This window comes from Roseobacter cerffii, from assembly GCF_054226325.1.
This window is the reverse complement of record NZ_CM135757.1, coordinates 1,987,423-2,007,301: the sequence shown is the minus strand read 5'-3', so window position 1 is coordinate 2,007,301 and position 19,879 is coordinate 1,987,423. Positions and strand designations below refer to the sequence as shown.

The window sequence follows — 19,879 nt, the reverse complement described above, 5'->3', positions numbered from 1 at the left end:
CGAACGCGCGCCCGCATCCCTACAATTGCAGGCAGTTCATGGCTCAGAAATCGGTGGGCGCCCCGCCTTCCGCTTTGCGCCTGGCGACGAAATCGGCCAGCTCCTCGCGGATCGCCACATCCATGGGCGGTGCCTCGAAACTGGCGATGATCTCCTTGAACATCAGATGCGCGCGCTCCGGCGTCCAGACGGCCCCGGCCACCTCCCAGCCTTCATAGTTGCGCCAGTCGCTTAGAAACGGCTGGTAGAACGCGATGGTGTAACGGTCCTGCGTATGCGGAATGCCAAAGAAGTGCCCCGCGTTGCCCACCGATTTGATCGCATCGAGCGCGATCTCATCGGGGCCGGTCGCGGTCACGACCGGGTCCATATAGCGTTGAATATGCTGCAGAACCTCGCAATCCATGATGAATTTCTCAGGGGACGCGATCAGCCCGCCCTCGAGCCAGCCCGCGGCGTGATAGACCATGTTGGTGCCCGATTGCACCGCCGCCCAGAGGCTGTTCGACGTCTCCCACATCGCCTGCCCATCGGGCACGTTCGCGGCACAGACGCCCGAGGACCGCATCGGCAGCCCGTAGAACCGCGCCAGTTGCCCTGTCATCTGCGTCGCGCGCATGTATTCCGGTGTGCCAAAGGCGGGCGCGCCGGATTTCATGTCCACATTCGAGGTGAAGGTTCCGATGGCCACGGGGCATCCGGGTCGGATGATCTGCGCCAGCACCACCGCACAGAGCGCCTCGGCAAGCGACTGCGCCACGGCACCCGCCATGGTCACCGGCGCCATCGCACCCGCGAGGGTGAACGGCGTCACCACAAGCCCCTGTCCGCGCCGCGCCAGCCGCATCCAGCCATCCAGCATCGGATAGTCGTGCTTGAGCGGCGAGGTTGAGTTGATATTCGTGTACATTCGGGGGGTTGCGTCGAATTCTTCATGTGACAAACCGCCCGCGATGCGCACCATTTCCATCACATCTTCGACCCGTTCGGCGCCCAGCGAATAGGCGTGCATCACCTTGTCGGTGAGGGTGAGCTTGTCGAAGAGCACATCAAGGTGTCGCACGCTTGCGTGGAGATCCACCGGCTCCACCGGATAGCCCCCCGCGAAGTGGATACAGTTGAAGTATTGCGTCAGCTTCAGCAGGTTCTGGCACATCTCACGCGTGCCGGGCACCTTTGTGCCGCGCTCCATGTCCCAATAGTTCGGCGGCGAGGAGACATTGCCGAAGAGCAGGTTGCGCCCGCCCACGGTGATCGTCCGGTCCGGATTGCGCGGCGTGAGCGTGAATTGGGACGGCGCCTTGCCGATCCATTCCATGACGAAATCGCGCCCCATGCGCACGTTTTCACCGGCAACGGTGCAGCCCGCCTTGCGCAGGATCTCCACGGCCTCGGGGTTGAGGAATTCCACACCGATCTCTTCAAGAATGCGCATCGCACCGTCGTGCACGGCCTCCACCCCCTCGGGCGACAGAGGCTCGGTCGGGCGGTCGATGTTGACCGGTGGGTTCCAGGGCATCTGTTCGATGACAGCCGTGCCCCGGCGATGCGCCGCACCCGCTCGCCCGCCGCTGCGCGTTCTGCGTCTGGTTGCCGTGTCAGCCATGGTGTGGCCCTCCTCGCAGGTCTCTGTCCATAAAGGGCAGAGGCCTTGCGCGACAGCCGTCTTGTTCGCGACGCATTCAGTCGTTTTTATGCGGTTGAGCGGGCGGGCGTGGATCGTGCCTCAGGCCGGGGCCTGACCCGCGATCCACGCGGGCAAAGCGGCGATGGTGTCAAAAACGACATCCGCATGGGGGCTGAGCTCCTCCCTGTCCGCCACCCCGGTCAGCACACCCACGCAACGCATCCCCGCCGCACGCCCGGCCTTGAGATCATGGGTGCTGTCACCGACCATCACGATCTCCTCAACCGGCAGATCGACGGCGGCCGCAAAAGCCAGCAACTGGCCCGGCGCAGGCTTGCCACCATGGCCACTGTCAAAGCCAACGATGAAATCAAAGAGATGTGACACCTCTGCCCGGTCGAGATGCGCGCGGGCGGGCGCCTCGGCATCATTCGTCGCCACGCCCAGCCGCAACCCCGTCTGGCGCAACCCCTGCAGAAACGGTGCGAGCGGCACCGCTTCGACCTGCGGCGCCTGGGCCGCCTCGGCGTTCAGCACCTGCAGCAGCGAGCGCATCGTATGCTCCGACAGATGCGGCAAGAGCGCCGTGGCGATCTCTCCCGGTGTGCCCGCCACAACCACACTGCCCGGCAGAAACCGCCGTGCGGCATGATCATAGCCGATCGCCTGACCCAGCCGTGCCGCCTCCGCCGCATCGCTCGTCAACAGCTCCAGCAGCCCCGCACACCAGGCCTCCCAGGTCGCCGCAAAGTCAAACAGGGTGCCGTCCTTGTCGAAGAGGACCCCGCGCACCGCCCTCATGTCCAGTTCACCTGCGCCCCGCCCGGCAGCGCCTGCCGCGCCTGCATCGGCGCCTCATAGGCGACCCCCAACGCATCACAGGCCTTCACCACCCAGGCATCATCCATCATCAGGAAATCCAGCACCGAGCCCAGAAACACCGGATCGCGCGCGCCCGCCCGCACGTCCGCCTCGCTGGCCCCGGTCGCGCCCAGAAAGACCGGCAACAGCTCGTCATCAGCCGCCAGCCAGCCCAGCACCTGCAGCCCGAGCACTTCGGCGGTTTCTCGCGTGTATGTCATCTGATGCCTACAAATCGCCTCACATTCGAAACGCTTTGTTAACCAAATTCAGCGCAATGTCGACGGACAGAAAATGACCCCTAAGAGGACGCGGCGGGCGTGCAAGGAAAAATACTCATTGTGGACGCGATTTCCACCAATCGCATCGTGTTAAAAGTCAAACTCGCCTCGGCCTTCTACGAAGTCATCCAGGCCTCAACCGCGGATGAGGCCTGTGTGGCCGCCCTGCGTCACGACCCCGACCTGATCATCTCGGCCATGGCCCTGCCCGACTGCGACGCAGCCGAGCTCTGCCGCCGTCTCAACCGCAGCCCGCAGACCCGCGCAATCCCGATCATGGTGGTCGGCTGCCGACCCAATGCGGACACCCGGCTCAAGGCGCTCGAGGCGGGCGTGCAGGACGTGATGCTGAAGCCGATCGATGACACCCTCCTCCTGGCGCGGGTGCGCAGCCTGATCCGCGCCCATAACACAGCAGCGGAATGGCAGATGCGAGACGACACCTCACGCGCCCTGGGCTTTGCCGAGGATACTCTGGACTTCGGGCCGCCCGGACGGGCCGTGCTGGTGGGCGCCGACGCCCACACCGCGCACAACTGGATGTCGCAGCTGCGCCCGCATCTGCGCACCAACCTCAGCTTCACATCGCCCGAAACCGCGCTGCGCGACCTCTCGCCCGGCAAGGTGCCCGATGTCTTCATCCTGACACTGGCGGAAGAGGACACCAGCACCAGTGACGTGCTGCGCCTGCTTGCGGCGATCCGGGCCACGGCCATCACGCGGCACGCGGGCATCCTGGTCGTACAGGCGCGCCCTGATCCGGGCCTCGGTGCCTATGCGCTCGATCTCGGCGCCGATGACCTCATGACCGATGGCTTCGATGTGGCCGAGCTGACCCTGCGGGTGAAAGCGATGCTGCGGCGCAAGCGCGTCGCCGACCAGTTGCGCGCCACCGTGCGCACCGGGCTGAAAGCCGCGGTCTCCGACCCGCTCACCGGGCTGCACAATCGCCGCTATGCGATGCCGCATCTGACGCGGGTGGCCGAGCACTCCGCCGCGACCGGGCGCAGCTTTGCCGTGATGGTGGCTGATCTGGATCACTTCAAACAGATCAACGACCTTTACGGCCACGCCTCGGGCGATGCGGTGCTGGTGGAAACCGCCCGGCGCCTGCGCGACAACCTGCGCGGCGTCGATCTGATCGCACGGATTGGCGGGGAGGAGTTCCTGATCGTCATGCCCGCCACGCCCCTATCAGAGGCGCGCGTGGCGGCCAGCAGGCTCTGCCGCAAGATCGGCGGGCGCGGCTTTGTGGTGCCTGGCGCGGATGAGCCCATCAAGGTCACCGTCTCCATTGGCGTGACCATCGGCGGCATCCGCAAACCCCATGACAGCACCGCGCCGCAAGACGCCAACGTGCTGCTCGACGCAGCCGACAAGGCGCTGTATGCCGCCAAGATGCAGGGCCGCAACCAGGTCAACCTCAACCGGCCCGCCGCCTGATCACTTCCTAGGCTTCGGCCCGCGCTGCAGCACCTCTTCAACCGCATCCGCATATGCGCTGCGTTCTGCATCGCTCATGCCCGAGACCTGCGCGAGCCAGGCCGCCTGTGCGGTCTTCTGAACGGCAACCGCTGTCTCGGCCTGCCTCAACACCGCAGCTGACAGCACCGTCGCATCAAACGGCGTGGCGCGCAGCGCGCTCAGCACATCGCGATAGAGCGCACGGCGCGCCTCCCGGTCGGGCAGATCCGCCGCGGAGCGCACCGCGCGGCCCACCGCCCGCCTGTCCTCGCGCGGCAGCGCAATCATGTAAGGCAGACCATAGGCGCCAAACCCGGAATTGCGCGCGCCCGCCACCTTGCCGTCGCCATGGCGCAGCACCGCGCCCCCGATGAGACCGATGACAGCGAGGTTCAAGGCCAGCGACAGCCCCAGCATGATCTTGATCCAGCGGGGCACCGACCGCTTCGGCGGGGTGGTCTCCGTCATCTCTCAGCCCTCCTCGACATCCCAGCCAAAGCTGGTCAGCTCCGCCGTACTGCTCAGCGGTTCGGTTCCGTCATACCCCAGGATCAGCGCGCCCGCATCGGGCAAGGCCGAGGGCGGGCTCCACCCGATCCAGATGCCCGCGCAGGTCGCGGCAACGAGGCCGCCCATGCCCTGCCAGCCGCCCATCAGATCGCTGAACCGCGTCCAGAGCGAGGGCGGCGGCAGCGCCCGCGCGGCGGGCCGCGGCTGCACCCGCGCGGCATCCGCCACAACCTGTGCCATCAGCGCATCGGGCACCTTGGGCTCCGTCTTCCGCGCCGCGTCGAAGAGCGCATCGAGCGCCATGTCTTCGCTTGTCTTATCCGGCTTTTTCATCGTCATATCCCAGTTCTGCGCGCCGCCCGGCAAGGATCGCCGTCAACGCTCGTTTGCCCCGCGCGGTCAGGCTTTCCACCGCGCGTGGGCCAATCTCCATGATCTGCGCGATCTCGGGGTTCGACAGCCCCTCGATATGGCGCAGCACCACCGCTTGCCGCTGCCGCTCGGGCAGTTCGTCAAGGGCCGCCTGCAACGCATCATGGCGCGCCCGGTCCTGCAGATACGCCGCGACACTCGGCTGCGGATCGGCAGGTTCCGCAATCTCGTCAAGCCCCACGGAGCGCCGCTTGCGCAGCCGGTCCGTGCAGAGGTTCGCCGTCACCCGGTAGAGCCAGGTGGTCACCTTCGCCTCGCCGGGCCGCCAGTCGGGCGCCATGCGCCACAAGCGCAGCATCGCCTCCTGCGCGACATCCTCGGCCTCCGCCAAATCCCCCAGAATCCGCGCCGCATGGGCATAGACCCGCGGCAACAGCCGCGCGCTCAGCATGCGCCCAGCCGTGCTGTCACCTTCGGCATAGAGCACCAAAAGCGCGTCATCGGAACCTGGGCCGTCTGCGTCCGGCGACATATCCATCCTGAGCATCGATAGAAGGCGGCGGCGCGACGATCAAGCCGCACCGCCCAAGGGCCAAGGGCCCGGTTAGTCGGATGCGCCACGATCCTTGCGCGGCCCACGGGCGTTTTCACGCGCGGCATCGAACTCTTCCTGCGTGATCGCACCGTCGCCATCTGCATCCACCCGCGAGAACCGGCGCTCGGTCGGATCCGGGCGGCGCATCTCCTCAGCCGAGAGCCTGCCGTCGTCATTGGCATCCAGCCGGTCGAACATCCGGGCCGAGCGCTCTTGCACCCGCCCGGTCGCCGCCGCCTGCAGCTCTTCCAGCGTCAGGAAGCCATCGCCGTCCGTATCTGCGCTCGCAAAGCGGGCGGCGCCGCTGTTGCGCATCTCTTCCAGTGTGATGCGGCCATCGCCATCAGTGTCCAACGTGCCAAAGTCGATCGGCGCCCGCACGCCGTTGTCACGCGCCAGCGCGGCGCCTCCGGCAACTGCGAGACCTGTCGCTGCGATCAATGCAATAAACACGGTATTCTTCATCCTGATACTCCTCAGTGTTATGTCCGTTTTGTGACCCTCTGTTTCGGGGCCGGACAGCTCTTCTACGCAGCGCCACAGCACTTCCGTCGCCAAAATTTTGCGCAGATTTTCGCGACATCCCGCCGCAGCGACAGCGGCGCATCTTTCATTTGCCGTTTTTTGGGCGCATGACAGGGGCCTGCGAAAGGAGCCTGGCATGGCAGACACGACCCAAGAGCCCGCGGATATCGCGACCGTGACAGAGATCGCCGACCCCCGCGACCGGGACACCAAGCTGTCCATGCTGCGGGGCTGGCGCCGCAAATGCCCCAAATGCGGCAGCGGCCCGCTGCTCCGCTCCTATCTGAAGGTGAACGACAGCTGCCCGGTCTGCCGCGAAGATCTGCATCATCACCGCGCCGATGACGGGCCCGCGTATCTCACGATTCTCTTCGTCGGCCATCTGATGGCGCCGCTGCTGCACCTGGTTTTCGTGGCCTGGCGGCCCGAGCCGCTGACGCTGTTCACGATTTTTGCGGTTGGCTGTGTCGGCCTGTCGCTCTATCTTCTGCCGCGACTGAAGGGGGCCATCGTCGGCTACCAATGGGCGCGCAAGATGGGCGGGTTTGCCACCGCCGCCTGACCCGCTGGGGGGCCGCGCCCGATCACCGAAAGGCGCAGCATGTCGGACACCACCCTCCTGGACAAGACCGCGATCCGCGACGCGGCCACCGTGATCGTGCTGCGCGACCGGCACAGCACACCGCACATCCTAATGGGACAGCGCGGCGCGAAAGCCGCCTTCATGCCCAACAAATTCGTCTTTCCCGGCGGCGCGCTCGATGCGGCGGACAAGAACGTGCCGCTGGCCAACGCCCTGCCCGCGCTCTGCGCCAATCGGCTGACGGAGAACGCGAGCCCAAACCTCGCACCTGCGCTCGCGGCGGCGGCGATCCGTGAGCTCTGGGAAGAGACCGGGCTTGTGCTCGGCACCCCCGGCGCCTGGCCAGCGCCGCCGTCGCCCGACTGGCAGAGCTTTGCCGCGACAGGTCACCGCCCGGCCGCCGCATCGCTTCAGTTCGTCTTTCGCGCCCTGACACCGCCGGGCCGCCCCCGGCGGTTCGACGCGCGCTTCTTTCTGGTCGATGCAGCGGATCTGGCGGGCGACCCCGATGATTTCTCAGCCGCCAGCGATGAGCTCTCGCATCTGCAATGGGTCCCGCTCAGCGAGGCGCGCAGCTTTGACATGCCCTTCATCACTGAGGTCGTGCTTGCCGAAATCGAAGCCCGCGTGACAGACCCTGCGCCGCCCGCGAGCGTCCCCTTCTTCAAGAACAACGACGAGGAATCGCTGTTTCTCCGGCTCCGCGGCGCGTGAGACCGTGCACCAGGGGTGGCCTGAAAGCCCACCCCACCTGCCTGCACCAATGTGCGGGACCGGCAGGTTCGGTGGGCTTTCAGGCCACCGCGCCGCGCATGTCCTAGCGCGGTGCCGCCACCGCCCGGCCAGCCCCGTCCGGTGGCGGCAGCGCGGCCTGCGCATCGACAAACCGGCGCAGGGCTGCGTCAATCTCGGGGCTTGGCTCGGACGCGCGGCGGGTCTCAAGGCTCACGTGCAGCAGGAAATGCTCGCCCGTGGCCAGCAGCCGGTCTCCCGCACGCATCTCGTGCCAGAGGTGCATCTTCTTGCCGCCGCCGCCCAACACGCGCGTGTGCACCTCGATCACCTTGCCCGCATGCACCTCGTCAAGGTGCCGAATGTGCGTCTCGGCCGTGAAATAGCTCCCCCCCGACGCGATGTAGGCCGCATCGCAGCCGATCAGCTCCATGAAGCGGTCCGTCGCATCGCCAAAGGCCTGGAGGTATTTCGCCTCATTCATATGCCCGTTGTAGTCGGTCCAGTCGAGCGGCACCGCGCGGCGCACCGTCAGCACCGGGGCCGCGGCATCCTCGATATCGGCGGCGCGCTGGCCGAGCGTGTGCCCCTGCCGCATCTCGCGCTCCTGCGCCGCCAGAACCGCGCCCGCGCCCCAGTCCTGCGCCTTCAGCGCGCGCATCATCGCCACCAGATTGCTGTCGCGCAGACGCTCGAGCTCGCGGATGCTGTACCGCCCGGATTGGTCGTCTGACTGTCCCGCAATCAGATCGACCAGCTCCTCGGTGAACTCCGGCACATCCATCAGCTTAGTCCAGGGCCAGGCCAGCGCCGGGCCGAACTGAGCCAGGAAATGCTTCATGCCCGCCTCACCGCCCGCGATGCGGTAGGTCTCGAACAACCCCATCTGCGCCCAGCGAATGCCAAAGCCATAGCGGATCGCATCGTCGATTTCGGCGGTGGTGGCGATCCTGTCCTTGACCAGCCACAGCGCCTCGCGCCACACCGCCTCGAGCAAACGGTCGGCCACATGGGCATCGATCTCCTTGGTCAGATGCAGAGGATACATGCCCAGCCCGCGCAGCAGATCGCAGGCGCGCTCCGCAAGCCCGGGCGCCGTCTGTGCGGTCGTGACCACCTCCACCAGCGGCAACAGATAGACCGGGTTGAACGGGTGGCAGACCATCACTTGCTCGGGCCGCGTCGCCCCCTGCTGAAGCTCCGAGGGTTTGAACCCCGAGGTCGACGAGCCCACAATCGCCTGCGGATCGCACGCGGCCTGAATGGCCAGAAACGTCTGGTGCTTGATCTCCAACCGCTCCGGCACGCTCTCCTGCACCCACGCAGCCCCGGTGACGGCCTCCGCAATCGTGTCGTGAAAGCTGAGCGTCCCCTCCTCCGGCAGTGCCACATCGAGCAGTCCAGGCAAGGACTGGCGCGCATTGTCCAGAACCGCGTCGATCTTGCGCGCGGCTTCCGGGTCCGGGTCGAAGACCCGCACGTCGCAGCCGTTCAACAGGAAGCGCGCGGCCCAGCCGCCCCCAATCACACCCCCACCGATGATTGCCGCCGTTGTCATGGTGCCGCCTCCCGCAATTCCGTGATGTCGTATCCGTTGAACGCCATGATCTCGCGCGCCGCGGCCCGCCGATCAGCGCGCAGCTCGGGGCCGCGATTCACGATCCAACCCATCTCTCCGGCGGGCGTGCCGATGACCGCTGTCTCGGCATCCTCATCCATCCACATGACCCAAAGCGCGCGGCCCGGCACATCCAGATCGGAACTGGCAAGCAGCAGCACCCCACGCGGATCAACCGTCATTGGCGTGTCGAAGGCAGCCTCTTCGCCACAGTACACGATCAGCCGTGGCGTGGCGGTGTCGGTGCCCGCCTCCCACTGCTGGTCTGCGCACCCTGGAAAGAGCGGGGTTGGATAGGCCTCGATCACCTGCCAGGACCCCGCAAATGTTTCCGGCGAAAACCGGGTGGTCGCCGAGATCGGGACCGAGGTGTCGCGAAAGCCCGGCTCAGGGGTCGGCGCGCAGGCTGCAAGTCCGGCACAAAGGTAAAGAAACCCCCAAACCCGCGCACGCCGCGCACCGACGTAAAACCGACGTGATACCGACGCGATACCGACCCGAAAACCGACGTCAGATGTCATCCCGTCGGCGCCCGTTTGACTAGGCCCAATCTCTCGCGCACCTCCGCCGGCGTGATGACCCGCGCGCCCATGTTCTCGATGATGGTGCCGGCCCGCTCGACCAGCTGCCAGTTCTCCGCCAGCACGCCTTTGTCGAGCCACAGATTGTCCTCAAGCCCGACCCGCACATGGCCACCGGCGAGGACCGCTGCAGCCACATAGGCCATCTGGTTCCGACCCAACGAAAAGGCCGAAAACGTCCAACCGTCCGGCACGTTGTTGACCATTGCCATGAAGGTGTTGAGGTCATTCGGCGCCCCCCAGGGCACCCCCATGCAAAGCTGCACCAGCGCGGGCGCATCCAGCACACCGTCCGCAACCAATTGTTTTGCATACCATAAATGACCGGTGTCAAAGGCTTCAATCTCGGGCTTCACGCCCAGTTCGGTCATCATGCCGCCCATCGCGGTCAGCATCCCGGGCGTATTGGTCATGACGTAATCGGCTTCGGCAAAGTTCATCGTACCGCAGTCCAACGTACAGATCTCCGGCAGACACGCCGCGACATGGGCCACGCGCTCCCGCGCACCGATCATGTCAGTGCCCTCGTCCCGCAGCGGCAAGGGGTTTTCAGTGTCGCCAAAGACCATGTCCCCGCCCATGCCCGCGGTCAGGTTGAGCACCACATCCACATCCGCGTCGCGAATGCGGTCCGTAACCTCTTTATAATATTCAAGATTTCTGCTTGGCGCGCCAGTCTCAGGGTCGCGAACATGACAGTGCACGATGGCCGCCCCCGCCTTGGCCGCCGCGATGGCGCTCTCGGCAATCTGCTGCGGTGAGCGCGGTACATGGGGGCTGCGATCCTGCGTGCCACCGGACCCGGTGACAGCGCAGGTGATGAAAACCTCTTGGCTCATCGTCAAAGGCATCAGAACTCTCCCTCGATTTGCGTGCTAGCTCTGCGGGCTGGCCCACGCATGGCATCGGGCCGATACGACCCGCGAATTGGAGCGGGCGCAAGCGCGATTTGCATCCGTCCCTGCGTGCAGCCCGTCAGTAAGGCATCGGGTGCTGCCGGTGCACCGCGGCAATCTCATCCAGCACGCTCTGATCAAGCTCCAGATCAATCGCGCCGAGGCAGGTCTCCATCTGCTCCATCGTCGTGGACCCAAAGATGATCGACCCCATGAAGGGTCGCGTCTTGCACCAGGCCAACGCCATCTGGGTTGGATCAAGATCGTGACGCTGCGCGATCTCCAAATAGGCCTGCACGGCGTCGAAGGCACGGTCCGTCTTTCGACCCCCCAGATCGCCATTCAACGACATCCGCGACTTCGGCGGCACTACACCATTCTGATACTTGCCCGTCAGAAGCCCGGCCGCCAGCGGCGAAAACGCCAGCAGCGCCACATCCTCCTGGATGCTCATCTCGGCCATATCGGTGTCATAGAGACGGCAGAGCAACGAATACTCGTTCTGCACCGACGCCACTCTCGGCCCACCATTTCTCTCCGCCGCGTCCAACCACTTCGTGGTGCCCCAGGCGCTTTCGTTGCTCAGCCCAAACGCACGAATGGTGCCGCGCTTGACCTCATCCTGCAGCGCACCCAGCGCATCCTCCATGTGCGCTTTGGTGTCCAGCATCAGCTGGCTGGAGGGATCGTAAGACCAGTTCTTGCGAAACATGTAGCTGCCGCGATTGGGCCAGTGGAACTGGTAGAGATCGATATAGTCGGTCTTCAACCGCCGCAGCGAGCCCTCTACCGCTTCGGGAATGGTCTGCGAGGAGATCGGCGCGCCGTCTCGCACCACGGCCAGCCCCTCGCCCGAATGCTTCGTGGCCAGGATCACGTCGTCGCGGCGCATGTCCCGTTCAAACCACAACCCGATGATCCGCTCGGTCCGACCAACCGTCTCGGCGCTCACCGGGTTGACGGGGTACATCTCGGCGGTGTCGATGAAGTTGATGCCCGCGTCGAGCGCGCGGTCGATCTGGGCATGCGCCTCCTCCGCGTCGTTCTGCGTGCCCCAGGTCATGGAGCCCAAACAAAACTCTGATACGTCGATCCCTGTGCGCCCCAGCGGGTTCATCTTCATTGCGCGCGCCCCTCTCTTTAAAGACCGCGCCACACTACCCGCAGCGCGCGGTACTGCAACCGTGTTTCACCGATCACACCGCGCGGCATGTGCATCAAGTCCCTGTGAGACCATTGGCAGAGCGACCAGAAAGGCTACCTAAGAGCGAGGGGGACGCAAGGAGACACACATCGATGTCGATTATGCTCTCACGTCGTCTGATGCTGGCCGCCGGGCTGGCCAGCCTTGCAACACGTTCCGAGGCTGAGGCCGAACGCTATGATCTTGTGCAAGAGCGGTCTCGCGTGGCCTTCATCTTTGACTTCAGCGGCGCGGCACAGAGCGGTACGGTCCCGGTCAGCGCGGCCGATATCCGCGTCGACACGCGCAACCTCACACGCTCCAGCGCTGACGTGACGGCAGATATCCGCGGCGCCCGGACGGGGATGGTCTTTGTCACCCAAGCCCTGCTCAGCCCATCCGTGCTGGACGCCGCCAACCATCCGATGGTGCGCTATCGCTCGACCCGCGTGGTCTTGGGACGCGATGGCCGCATCTCGGAAGGCGCGCGGATCGAAGGCGATCTGACCTTGCGCGGGGTCACGCGCCCGCTCGTGCTCACCGCCAGCCTGACCCGCCCCGCGGGCTCTGCACCGGATGACCTCTCGGTGCTGACCATCCGGCTGACGGGCACGCTCAGCCGCGCGGCTTTTGGTGCGGCGGGCTATCCAAAACTGGTGGCCGATCCGGTCGATCTGGACATCAGCGCCGAAATCCGTCGCCGGGCCTGAAAACGACGCAAGTTTGTCGAATAACTGCGAGGCGCGCAGCTCACAACTGCTAGAGCTGCGCACATAATGCGCCTGCTCATCTCCTTCGCCGCCCTGTTTCTCTCCGTTCTGCTCCTGCAACTGTCCTCGGGAGGTGTCGGCCCGCTTGATGCGCTCTCGGGCCTCGCCCTCGGCTTCAGCAAACAGGACATCGGCCTGCTTGGATCGGCGCATTTTCTGGGGTTCTTCATCGGGTGCTGGTGGGCACCGCGGCTGATGGGCAGTGTGGGCCATTCCCGCGCCTTCGCCGCCTTCACTGCAGCTGGGGCCATCGGCCTGATGAGCCACATGCTGGTTGTCGATCCCTATGCTTGGGCCGCGATGCGGGTCGCCTCTGGCGTGTGCGTTGCCGGGTGCTACACGGTGATCGAAGCGTGGCTGCAGGCGAAGGTCACCAACGAGAGCCGGGGGCGCACGCTTGGCGTCTACCGCGTGGTTGATATGACCGGCTCCATTGCTGCGCAGATGCTGATCGGGGTTTTGGAACCCGCGAGCTATGTCTCCTACAACCTTCTTGCGATTGTCTGCTGCGCCGCGCTGCTGCCCCTGACACTCACGACCGTCCGGCAACCCGAAACCCCGGCCTCGCCGCGGCTGCGGCCAGGCCTCGCACACAAGCGATCACCGCTGGCCGCCGCGGGTGTGGTGGTGGCCGCGCTCTCGAGTTCGTCCTTTCGAATGGTCGGGCCGGTTTATGGCCAGGAGGTTGGGCTCTCCGTCGACCAGATCGCCTACTTCCTCGCTGCCTTTGTCTTGGGAGGCGCACTGGCGCAGTATCCCGTGGGCTGGTTGGCCGACAAGTATGACCGTCGGCGAGTTCTGATCTGGCTCTCGATTGCCGCTATCGGCAGCTCGGCAATCACCATTTTTGCGGCGGGCATGGGCACTGTTGGCATCATGCTGACGGCGGGGCTCTTCGGGATGACCACGTTCCCGATCTACTCGGTCGCCGCCGCCCACGCGCATGACTTCGCAACAGACGATGAACGCGTCGAGCTTTCGGCGGCCCTCATGTTCTACTTTGCACTCGGCGCGATTGCGGCACCCTATAGCGCCTCGCTGCTCATTGAGCTTTACGGGCCCAATGCCCTCTTTCTCTTGATGGCGGCCGGTCATGCACTGCTCGTGATTTTCGGTCTGACACGCATGCGCGCGCGCCCCGCCCCGGCGGACCGGACGCGGTACACCTACGCTCCGCGCACCTCTTTCACGATTGGCCGCTTGTTGCGCCGCAGCCGGTCGGCGGCTGACGACTGACCAGTCACTGCGCGCGATTTCCTCGTGGCTCTTGCGCAAAAGCTGCGGTAGAGGAAGCCAGCAATTCAGAACGAACGGGGTCCTCTTATGGCGCGCCACCTCATCACATCGGCGATCCCATACATCAACGGGATCAAACATCTCGGCAATCTCGTGGGCAGCCAACTTCCCGCGGATCTCTTTGCGCGCTATCAGCGGGCGCGCGGGCATGAGGTGTTGTTCTTATGCGCGACCGACGAGCATGGCACACCGGCGGAGCTGGCCGCAGCAAAGGCGGGCAAACCCGTGGCCGAATACTGCGCCGAGATGCACGCGATACAGGCCAAGATCGCTGATGGTTTTCGGCTGTCATTCGATCACTTTGGTCGCTCATCCAGCCCGCAAAACCACGCCCTGACCCAGCATTTCGCCGGGCGGCTCGCTGACGCCGGTCTGATCCGGGAAGTGGTCGAGCAACAGGTCTACTCTGTGCAGGATGGGCGGTTTTTACCGGATCGCTATATCGAAGGCACCTGCCCCAACTGCGGATATGACAAGGCCCGTGGCGACCAATGCGAGAATTGCACAAAGCAGCTCGACCCGACCGACTTGATTGATGCGCGCTCAGCGATCTCAGGCGCAACCGACTTGGAGGTGCGCGACACCAAGCATCTGTACCTGCGCCAGTCCGCCTTGAAGGATGAACTGGACGCCTGGATTGATTCAAAGACCGACTGGCCGGTGCTGACCACATCTATTGCCAAGAAGTGGCTCCATGATGGCGAGGGGCTGCGAGATCGCGGGATCACGCGCGACCTCGACTGGGGGATTCCGGTCCGCAAGGGCGATAACGACTGGCCCGGGATGGAAGGAAAGGTCTTCTACGTCTGGTTCGACGCACCCATAGAGTACATCGCTTGCGCCAGCGAATGGGCCGAGGCCCAAGGGCTTGGTGATGACGCCTGGGAGCGCTGGTGGCGCACCGACAAGGGTGCGGGCGATGTGCGCTATACCCAGTTCATGGGGAAGGACAACGTGCCGTTTCACACGCTCAGTTTTCCAGCCACGCTGATCGGATCGGGCGAGCCATGGAAGATGGTCGATCACCTCAAGTCTTTCAACTACTTGAACTATGACGGCGGTCAGTTCTCGACCTCTCAGGGTCGCGGGATCTTCATGGATCAGGCTTTGGAACTTCTGCCCGCCGACTATTGGCGCTGGTGGTTGCTCAGTCACGCGCCTGAAAGCAGCGATTCCGAATTCACCTGGGAGAACTTCCAGAACTCGGTGAACAAGGACCTGGCAGATGTGCTGGGGAATTTCATAAGTCGGATCACCAAGTTCTGCCGGTCGAAGTTTGGTGAGGCGGTGCCGGATGGTGGGACTTATGGCGCGAAAGAAACCGCGACCATCACGGAAATCGAAGAGCGTGTCGCGCGATACGCATCCCATATGGAGGCCATGGAAGTCCGCAAATCGGCTCAGGAATTGCGGGCGATTTGGGCCTGCGGCAATGAGTATCTGCAAGAGGTTGCACCCTGGAGCACCTTCAAAACAGATCCGGAGCAAGCGGCTGCCCAGACTAGGCTGGGTTTGAACCTTGCACATCTCTTTGCCGCGCTCTCGGCGCCCTTTTTGCCTGATGCCAGCCAAACCATTCTGAAAAGTCTGAATATCGATGCGACCGAATGGCCGGATCGTCCGTCAGATTTCCTTCGTCAGCTTCAGCCGGGTCACACCTTTGACGTCCCGGACGTACTCTTCGCCAAGATCAGCGACGAAGACAGCACAGCTTGGCAAGCGCGCTTCTCGGGTCTGCGCGCCGACTAAGAAGAAGCGAAAAGCTTAGGGCCGCACCCTGAGGTGCAGCCTTAAGCTTCGAAAGCTCTTTGCTTGTGGTCGGAGGGACTAGAATTCCTCCCATCCGGCATCGACATCGATGTCATCGCTGGGTTCGACCTTGAGCGCTGCATTGCCCTGCGTGGCGGCCACTGGTACCGATGGCGCTTTAGCTTCCGCAGGCTCCGCTTTGGCAGATGTCTTGCTTGCGGGTACGAAATCCAGTTTGAAGCGCGCAACGGCTGCTGCCAGAGCGTCGGCCTCCGCCGTCAGGGCGTGGCTGGCCGCCGTTGTTTCCTCAAACATGGCCGCGTTCTGTTGTGTGACGTGATCGAGTTCGTTCACCGCGGTATTGATCTCGTTCAGCCCTGCCGATTGCTCGCGCGCGGATGTCGCGATTGTCGATACGCGCTTGGAAATCTCCGAGACAGAACTGACGATGGAAGCTAACGCCGTGCCGGTCTTGTCGACCAGGTCAACACCGTGCTCAACCTGCTCGCCCGAGCTGGAAATCAGCGCGTTGATCTCTCGGGCCGCGTCGGAGGAGCGCTGAGCAAGAGCGCGAACCTCGGTGGCTACCACAGCGAACCCTCGGCCAGCCTCGCCGGCACGCGCCGCTTCCACCCCAGCATTCAATGCGAGGAGATTTGTCTGGAACGCAATGTCGTCGATCACCGTCGTGATCTTTGAAATCTCTTGCGAAGATGTCTTGATGCCGTCCATCGCTTCAACCGCCTGGCGGGCGATATCTCCCCCCTTCTCCGCGTTCGACTGAGCATCGGCGGACATCGTGGATGCTTCATCCGCCCCCTCGGCCGCCGATTTGACGGAACTCGTCAACTCATCCAGCGCAGCAGCGGTTTCCTCCAGCGTAGCGGCCTGTTTTTCAGTCCGCCGGGATAGGTCATCTGCCGCAGTGGTGATTTCAGACGTTTCATTACGGATGGACTCAGAGTTGTGCATGACCGCGCCAACGGCATCTTGCAGCGCGCGGACTGCCAGATTGAAATCCTGGCGCAGCTTCTCATAGTCTTCCGGGAAGCTGTCGGAGATTTCGGATGTCAGGTCTCCTTCCGCCAACGACTGCAGACCAACACCAAGCGCATCCACGACGCTTCTTTGTTGTTCGGCTGTCCGGGCACGCTCTTCTTCGTTCTTCAGCACCGTCTCGGCGCTCTCTGTCACGTCGGTTCCAAGAAAGATCGCGCGTTCAAGTTGGCCATCAGGCGATGGCACGGAGGCGAAGTTCCCTTCTACAATCAATGACTTTCCGTCAGATGCACGCTTCATCACGAACCGCCCAAAGACCGCCTCACTGTCCGAACTACTACTTAGAACACTGCGCTTGAGACTGGCCCCATCCACGTTACCCGCGGCATCGCCGTCAAAGATGTCGGCGAAGGAGCATTTGGTGATCGTCTCTTCGCTGACATCGAGAAGCGCCACCAGATTGGGGTTGGTTCCAACCACCTGCCCGCTTGCATCAAATTCGATGCGAAGCTGACCATCATCAATCGTTTCGAGCAACGCGGAATTCCGCGCGGCCTCGGTCGTGTCGGACCATTCGATTACGGCGCCGATTGTCTCGCCAGCATCATTGGTGGCCGCGTTGATGTTCACCTCGATCAAGGCATCACCGATCTTGGCGCGATGTGAGAGTGGCAAGACACCCAGCCCGTCAGCCTCGATCCTGCGCGTATGCACGCGGATTTCATCAAAATTCGCAAGGTCCGCGCCCAGAACCTCCCCGCCGGCCAAGTCCGACCAGGAGGTCTTGAGATCTGACATGATCTCATCGAGCAGTTTCTCGCAAGTCGGGTTCACGAAAATGACATTCAGTTGCTCATCTACCATCATCATCGGGGCGGTCGAGCCTTCGAAGGCGGCACTCTTAAAGGCGCTTTCACGTTCGGCTTCCTTCGCGGTGCCAAGCGCCTGGCGGAATGTGTCGAGGCGTCGGGCCATCTGCCCGACTTCATCACCACGACCGGTGAAGGGAATTTCAATATCGTACTTCGCCTCTTCAACATCCCTCATGGCGCCGGTCAGTCGAACGATCGGGCGGGACATCTGCGTGCGCAGAAAATAGCCTGCAAAGCCAACAGCGACCACCAGGACGATAAAGCCAGATAAAAGCGCACGGTTCTGCAGGGACTGCAGCTGGGCCAGCTGGCTCGCATCACTCCAACTCGTCACCACGACACCGGCGATTGCATTTGCATCTCCAAATGTCGCTGGCATGGCAGCGGAGAGCCCATCCTCGGACGTGACCAATTGACCTTGATCGAGGGCCATCTGCGCCAGCGCCGTGGCAGCATCCGCATCGAAGGCGCTGCTTCCTTCATTGTAGAGCACAGCGCCGGAATCGCTGACGACAAGGGCCCCGACTGCATCCGGCTCGGCGGAGGCAATCACACCCTCAACAATCTGCTCGACCGCATTGGTATTCCCGAACTTGATGGATCCACCCATCTGCATCGCGAGCAGCCCCGTCACCTCGGCAGCACGCGCGCTCAGCGACGCCGAGGTCAATTCGCGTTTCACGTTGTTGTTCATGACAACAACAACGGCCACCACCGCGAGCACGCAGACAACAACCATAACCGTACATTTGACAAAGAGGCTGTTGAACGAGCTTGCGCGGAGTTTGGAGCTTTTCAAGATCGACATCGCGGGTTCCTTTCGATGCAGTCGAGCGCACCCGCGCTGCAGTCCAAAGGGCGAGCGGGATGGAATTTGCCATCGTCTCTACAACCCAGTTGTTACGGAGCGCTTAACAGCCGTTTGCTCAGTAGCGCGGTCATTGATCTGAGCCGGGTGAAATCGATGAGATTTGCTTCAAACCGCATGTATCGTGGACATATCACGTCCCATTGTCGACGGCACCGCGCGCCGCGACGGCGCTTGGAGCAAGGTCTTGTATGAGCGTTTTGTGGTACCCGCGGCCGGACTCGAACCGGCACGGCATTGCTGCCTGGAGATTTTAAGTCTCCTGTGTCTACCATTCCACCACGCGGGCCCGCGGCGCACCATACCGGAGCCCGCTGAGGTGTAAACGGGTCAGATGTCTTTTCCCTTCGGCGCCAGCGGGCCGCCCTCTGCCATCAGGAAACGTTCCGAGAGCCAAGGGTTGTTTTCCAGCGCCTCTTCGAGCTGGTCGCGGGCCTCCTCGATACGGTCAAGGTTCATCAGAGTAAGCGCCCGGCCCGATTGCGCACCCACGTGGCGAGGCTGCAGACTGAGAGCTTTGTCGAGATCGAAGAGGGCGCGGTCATAATCCTCGCGCAGGAAGTGCACAAAGGCGCGCTGGTTGAACCCTTCGGCATAGAGCGGGCAGTATTCGGCAAGGCGATCAAAATCGGTCAGTGCGCCTGCGAAGTCATAGATCTCACGCTTGCGCATGCCCCGGTCAAGCACCTCTTGCGCGGCTGCATCCGGCGCCTTCAGCCACAGCTCCCACATCTGGCCAGAGAGCGCACGCCCGGCCTGGTCAGACTTGGCCTCCCGCGCCTCGGCAAAAAGCGTCTCAAGTTCGGCGGAGACATCCATCGGGGCCGGACAGTCCGCAAACGCGGGCAGCGCAAGACAGGCCAGCAGGGTCGATACATACTTCATACTGTATCATCCGCTCCAAACGACGGTTCGGTCAAGCCGGGTCTGCCAGCATCGTTTCCTTGACCGCCTCCATCGCCACGAAGGTCGAGGTACCGGCGACATGGGGCAGTGACGAGATCGTCTCGCCCAAGAACTGCCGGTAGCGTGACATATCCCGGGTGCGGACCTTGAGCAGGTAATCGAAGCTGCCCGCGATCATATGCGCCTGCTCGATTTCAGGCACCTTTGCGACGGCCGCGTTAAAGGCGGTCAAGGCCGCCTCGCGCGTATCGCTGAGCCGGACCTCGACAAAAGCGACATGATCGAGCCCGAGTTGGATCGGATCCAGCAGGGCCCGATAGCCGATGATCACACCACTCTGCTCCAGCCGCCGTAGCCGCGCCTGCGTCGGCGATTTCGACAGGCCGATGCGCTTGGCGAGGTCGGTGATGCTGATGCGCCCGTCTTCGGCCAGAACAGAGAGAATCGCACGATCAAACCGATCAAGATCAGCCTGCGCGTTCGTCTCGCCATCGGGGTTCATTTTGACCATATCACCTCCTCTAGCTGCTACCTTTGGTCATTATGACTTTGGTATTCGCAGTATACTGGGCCAAACCGCTTTAGGGAAAC

At 63.5% G+C, this 19,879-nt stretch carries 20 protein-coding genes and 1 tRNA gene; 6 read left to right on the top strand and 15 right to left on the bottom strand.

Translation table 11 applies throughout. The features are described 5' to 3' along the window. Positions 1-43 precede the first annotated feature (43 nt). The 3 genes from ACVC7O_RS09620 to ACVC7O_RS09610 all read right to left on the bottom strand — a co-directional run bounded on the left by ACVC7O_RS09620 (position 44) and on the right by ACVC7O_RS09610 (position 2,709). Positions 44-1,606 carry a trimethylamine methyltransferase family protein gene (locus ACVC7O_RS09620; RefSeq protein ID WP_458325870.1) on the bottom strand — a complete coding sequence of 521 codons (1,563 nt, stop codon included), beginning with the start codon at positions 1,604-1,606 and terminating at the stop codon, positions 44-46. A gap of 120 nt (positions 1,607-1,726) precedes the next feature. After that, a complete protein-coding gene (locus ACVC7O_RS09615) occupies positions 1,727-2,428 on the bottom strand; it encodes an HAD family hydrolase (protein ID WP_458325869.1) in 702 nt (233 codons plus the stop codon). After that, positions 2,425-2,709, bottom strand: a complete 285-nt coding sequence (locus tag ACVC7O_RS09610; protein ID WP_458325868.1) for a DUF3572 domain-containing protein — start codon at positions 2,707-2,709, stop codon at positions 2,425-2,427. Before ACVC7O_RS09610 ends, ACVC7O_RS09615 begins: the two co-directional genes overlap by 4 nt. Before the next feature lie 99 nt (positions 2,710-2,808). Here ACVC7O_RS09610 and ACVC7O_RS09605 point away from each other — a divergent pair, with 99 nt between their 5' ends. After that, positions 2,809-4,212, top strand: coding sequence for a diguanylate cyclase (locus ACVC7O_RS09605; protein WP_458325867.1), 1,404 nt, complete (start codon positions 2,809-2,811; stop codon positions 4,210-4,212). Here the strand turns inward: ACVC7O_RS09605 and ACVC7O_RS09600 are convergent, their stop codons facing one another. The 4 genes from ACVC7O_RS09600 to ACVC7O_RS09585 all read right to left on the bottom strand — a co-directional run bounded on the left by ACVC7O_RS09600 (position 4,213) and on the right by ACVC7O_RS09585 (position 6,175). Then, positions 4,213-4,701 (bottom strand): periplasmic heavy metal sensor, encoded by a 489-nt coding sequence (locus ACVC7O_RS09600; RefSeq protein WP_458325866.1) that lies wholly within the window; start codon positions 4,699-4,701, stop codon positions 4,213-4,215. A 3-nt stretch (positions 4,702-4,704) separates the two neighbouring features. Next, positions 4,705-5,076 (bottom strand): hypothetical protein, encoded by a 372-nt coding sequence (locus ACVC7O_RS09595; RefSeq protein WP_458325865.1) that lies wholly within the window; start codon positions 5,074-5,076, stop codon positions 4,705-4,707. Then, entirely contained in the window at positions 5,060-5,653 is a 594-nt protein-coding gene (locus ACVC7O_RS09590; RefSeq protein WP_458325864.1) for an RNA polymerase sigma factor, read from the bottom strand. The genes ACVC7O_RS09595 and ACVC7O_RS09590 overlap by 17 nt, the downstream gene beginning before the upstream one ends. Positions 5,654-5,719: 66 nt before the next feature. Next, positions 5,720-6,175, bottom strand: coding sequence for an EF-hand domain-containing protein (locus tag ACVC7O_RS09585; protein ID WP_458325863.1), 456 nt, complete (start codon positions 6,173-6,175; stop codon positions 5,720-5,722). Positions 6,176-6,371: 196 nt separating this feature from the next. Here ACVC7O_RS09585 and ACVC7O_RS09580 point away from each other — a divergent pair, with 196 nt between their 5' ends. Together ACVC7O_RS09580 and ACVC7O_RS09575 are read left to right on the top strand one after the other, a co-directional pair. Beyond that, on the top strand, positions 6,372-6,797 hold the full coding sequence (locus ACVC7O_RS09580) for a DUF983 domain-containing protein (RefSeq protein WP_458325862.1): 426 nt from the start codon (positions 6,372-6,374) through the stop codon (positions 6,795-6,797). A gap of 39 nt (positions 6,798-6,836) precedes the next feature. Then, positions 6,837-7,532, top strand: coding sequence for an NUDIX hydrolase (locus ACVC7O_RS09575; protein ID WP_458325861.1), 696 nt, complete (start codon positions 6,837-6,839; stop codon positions 7,530-7,532). 103 nt (positions 7,533-7,635) lie between these two features. On the opposite strand, the gene ACVC7O_RS09570 is transcribed toward ACVC7O_RS09575, so the two are convergent. From ACVC7O_RS09570 to ACVC7O_RS09555, 4 genes are all read right to left on the bottom strand, one after another. Then, a complete protein-coding gene (locus ACVC7O_RS09570; protein ID WP_458325860.1) occupies positions 7,636-9,108 on the bottom strand; it encodes a carnitine 3-dehydrogenase in 1,473 nt (490 codons plus the stop codon). After that, positions 9,105-9,689 (bottom strand): lipocalin family protein, encoded by a 585-nt coding sequence (locus ACVC7O_RS09565; RefSeq protein ID WP_458325859.1) that lies wholly within the window; start codon positions 9,687-9,689, stop codon positions 9,105-9,107. Before ACVC7O_RS09565 ends, ACVC7O_RS09570 begins: the two co-directional genes overlap by 4 nt. After that, on the bottom strand, positions 9,686-10,600 hold the full coding sequence (locus ACVC7O_RS09560; protein ID WP_458325858.1) for a 3-keto-5-aminohexanoate cleavage protein: 915 nt from the start codon (positions 10,598-10,600) through the stop codon (positions 9,686-9,688). The genes ACVC7O_RS09565 and ACVC7O_RS09560 overlap by 4 nt, the downstream gene beginning before the upstream one ends. Positions 10,601-10,724: 124 nt before the next feature. Beyond that, positions 10,725-11,768 (bottom strand): aldo/keto reductase, encoded by a 1,044-nt coding sequence (locus ACVC7O_RS09555; protein WP_458325857.1) that lies wholly within the window; start codon positions 11,766-11,768, stop codon positions 10,725-10,727. Positions 11,769-11,941: 173 nt separating this feature from the next. Between ACVC7O_RS09555 and ACVC7O_RS09550 the strand changes: the two genes are divergently transcribed. From ACVC7O_RS09550 to metG, 3 genes are all read left to right on the top strand, one after another. Continuing rightward, entirely contained in the window at positions 11,942-12,538 is a 597-nt protein-coding gene (locus ACVC7O_RS09550; protein ID WP_458325856.1) for a YceI family protein, read from the top strand. 66 nt (positions 12,539-12,604) lie between these two features. After that, on the top strand, positions 12,605-13,834 hold the full coding sequence (locus ACVC7O_RS09545; protein WP_458325855.1) for an MFS transporter: 1,230 nt from the start codon (positions 12,605-12,607) through the stop codon (positions 13,832-13,834). A gap of 87 nt (positions 13,835-13,921) precedes the next feature. Beyond that, positions 13,922-15,643, top strand: coding sequence for a methionine--tRNA ligase (gene metG, locus ACVC7O_RS09540; RefSeq protein WP_458325854.1), 1,722 nt, complete (start codon positions 13,922-13,924; stop codon positions 15,641-15,643). 78 nt (positions 15,644-15,721) lie between these two features. Here metG and ACVC7O_RS09535 read toward each other — a convergent pair whose 3' ends face one another. The 4 genes from ACVC7O_RS09535 to ACVC7O_RS09520 form a co-directional block, all read right to left on the bottom strand. Beyond that, positions 15,722-18,322, bottom strand: coding sequence for a methyl-accepting chemotaxis protein (locus ACVC7O_RS09535; protein ID WP_458325853.1), 2,601 nt, complete (start codon positions 18,320-18,322; stop codon positions 15,722-15,724). 263 nt (positions 18,323-18,585) lie between these two features. Further along, positions 18,586-18,671: transfer RNA gene (locus tag ACVC7O_RS09530), tRNA-Leu, on the bottom strand. Positions 18,672-18,712: 41 nt separating this feature from the next. Next, the gene (locus ACVC7O_RS09525) at positions 18,713-19,267 is read right to left on the bottom strand and encodes a tetratricopeptide repeat protein (protein WP_458325852.1); all 555 of its coding nucleotides are present in this window, start codon (positions 19,265-19,267) and stop codon (positions 18,713-18,715) included. Between the two features lie 31 nt (positions 19,268-19,298). Then, complete coding sequence (locus ACVC7O_RS09520) at positions 19,299-19,799, bottom strand: Lrp/AsnC family transcriptional regulator (RefSeq protein ID WP_458325851.1); 501 nt, start codon at positions 19,797-19,799, stop codon at positions 19,299-19,301. Between the last annotated feature and the right edge of the window lie 80 nt (positions 19,800-19,879).

Bases quoted from the DNA above. Each gene is read 5' to 3' on its own strand.
- ACVC7O_RS09620 (WP_458325870.1), bottom strand. From the start codon at position 1,606: ATGGCTGACACGGCAACCAGACGCAGAACGCGCAGCGGCGGGCGAGCG.
- ACVC7O_RS09615 (WP_458325869.1), bottom strand. From the start codon at position 2,428: ATGAGGGCGGTGCGCGGGGTCCTCTTCGACAAGGACGGCACCCTGTTT.
- ACVC7O_RS09610 (WP_458325868.1), bottom strand. From the start codon at position 2,709: ATGACATACACGCGAGAAACCGCCGAAGTGCTCGGGCTGCAGGTGCTG.
- ACVC7O_RS09600 (WP_458325866.1), bottom strand. From the start codon at position 4,701: ATGACGGAGACCACCCCGCCGAAGCGGTCGGTGCCCCGCTGGATCAAG.
- ACVC7O_RS09595 (WP_458325865.1), bottom strand. From the start codon at position 5,076: ATGAAAAAGCCGGATAAGACAAGCGAAGACATGGCGCTCGATGCGCTC.
- ACVC7O_RS09590 (WP_458325864.1), bottom strand. From the start codon at position 5,653: ATGGATATGTCGCCGGACGCAGACGGCCCAGGTTCCGATGACGCGCTT.
- ACVC7O_RS09585 (WP_458325863.1), bottom strand. From the start codon at position 6,175: ATGAAGAATACCGTGTTTATTGCATTGATCGCAGCGACAGGTCTCGCA.
- ACVC7O_RS09580 (WP_458325862.1), top strand. From the start codon at position 6,372: ATGGCAGACACGACCCAAGAGCCCGCGGATATCGCGACCGTGACAGAG.
- ACVC7O_RS09575 (WP_458325861.1), top strand. From the start codon at position 6,837: ATGTCGGACACCACCCTCCTGGACAAGACCGCGATCCGCGACGCGGCC.
- ACVC7O_RS09570 (WP_458325860.1), bottom strand. From the start codon at position 9,108: ATGACAACGGCGGCAATCATCGGTGGGGGTGTGATTGGGGGCGGCTGG.
- ACVC7O_RS09565 (WP_458325859.1), bottom strand. From the start codon at position 9,689: ATGACATCTGACGTCGGTTTTCGGGTCGGTATCGCGTCGGTATCACGT.
- ACVC7O_RS09560 (WP_458325858.1), bottom strand. From the start codon at position 10,600: ATGCCTTTGACGATGAGCCAAGAGGTTTTCATCACCTGCGCTGTCACC.
- ACVC7O_RS09555 (WP_458325857.1), bottom strand. From the start codon at position 11,768: ATGAAGATGAACCCGCTGGGGCGCACAGGGATCGACGTATCAGAGTTT.
- ACVC7O_RS09550 (WP_458325856.1), top strand. From the start codon at position 11,942: ATGTCGATTATGCTCTCACGTCGTCTGATGCTGGCCGCCGGGCTGGCC.
- ACVC7O_RS09545 (WP_458325855.1), top strand. From the start codon at position 12,605: ATGCGCCTGCTCATCTCCTTCGCCGCCCTGTTTCTCTCCGTTCTGCTC.
- metG (WP_458325854.1), top strand. From the start codon at position 13,922: ATGGCGCGCCACCTCATCACATCGGCGATCCCATACATCAACGGGATC.
- ACVC7O_RS09535 (WP_458325853.1), bottom strand. From the start codon at position 18,322: ATGTCGATCTTGAAAAGCTCCAAACTCCGCGCAAGCTCGTTCAACAGC.
- ACVC7O_RS09525 (WP_458325852.1), bottom strand. From the start codon at position 19,267: ATGAAGTATGTATCGACCCTGCTGGCCTGTCTTGCGCTGCCCGCGTTT.
- ACVC7O_RS09520 (WP_458325851.1), bottom strand. From the start codon at position 19,799: ATGGTCAAAATGAACCCCGATGGCGAGACGAACGCGCAGGCTGATCTT.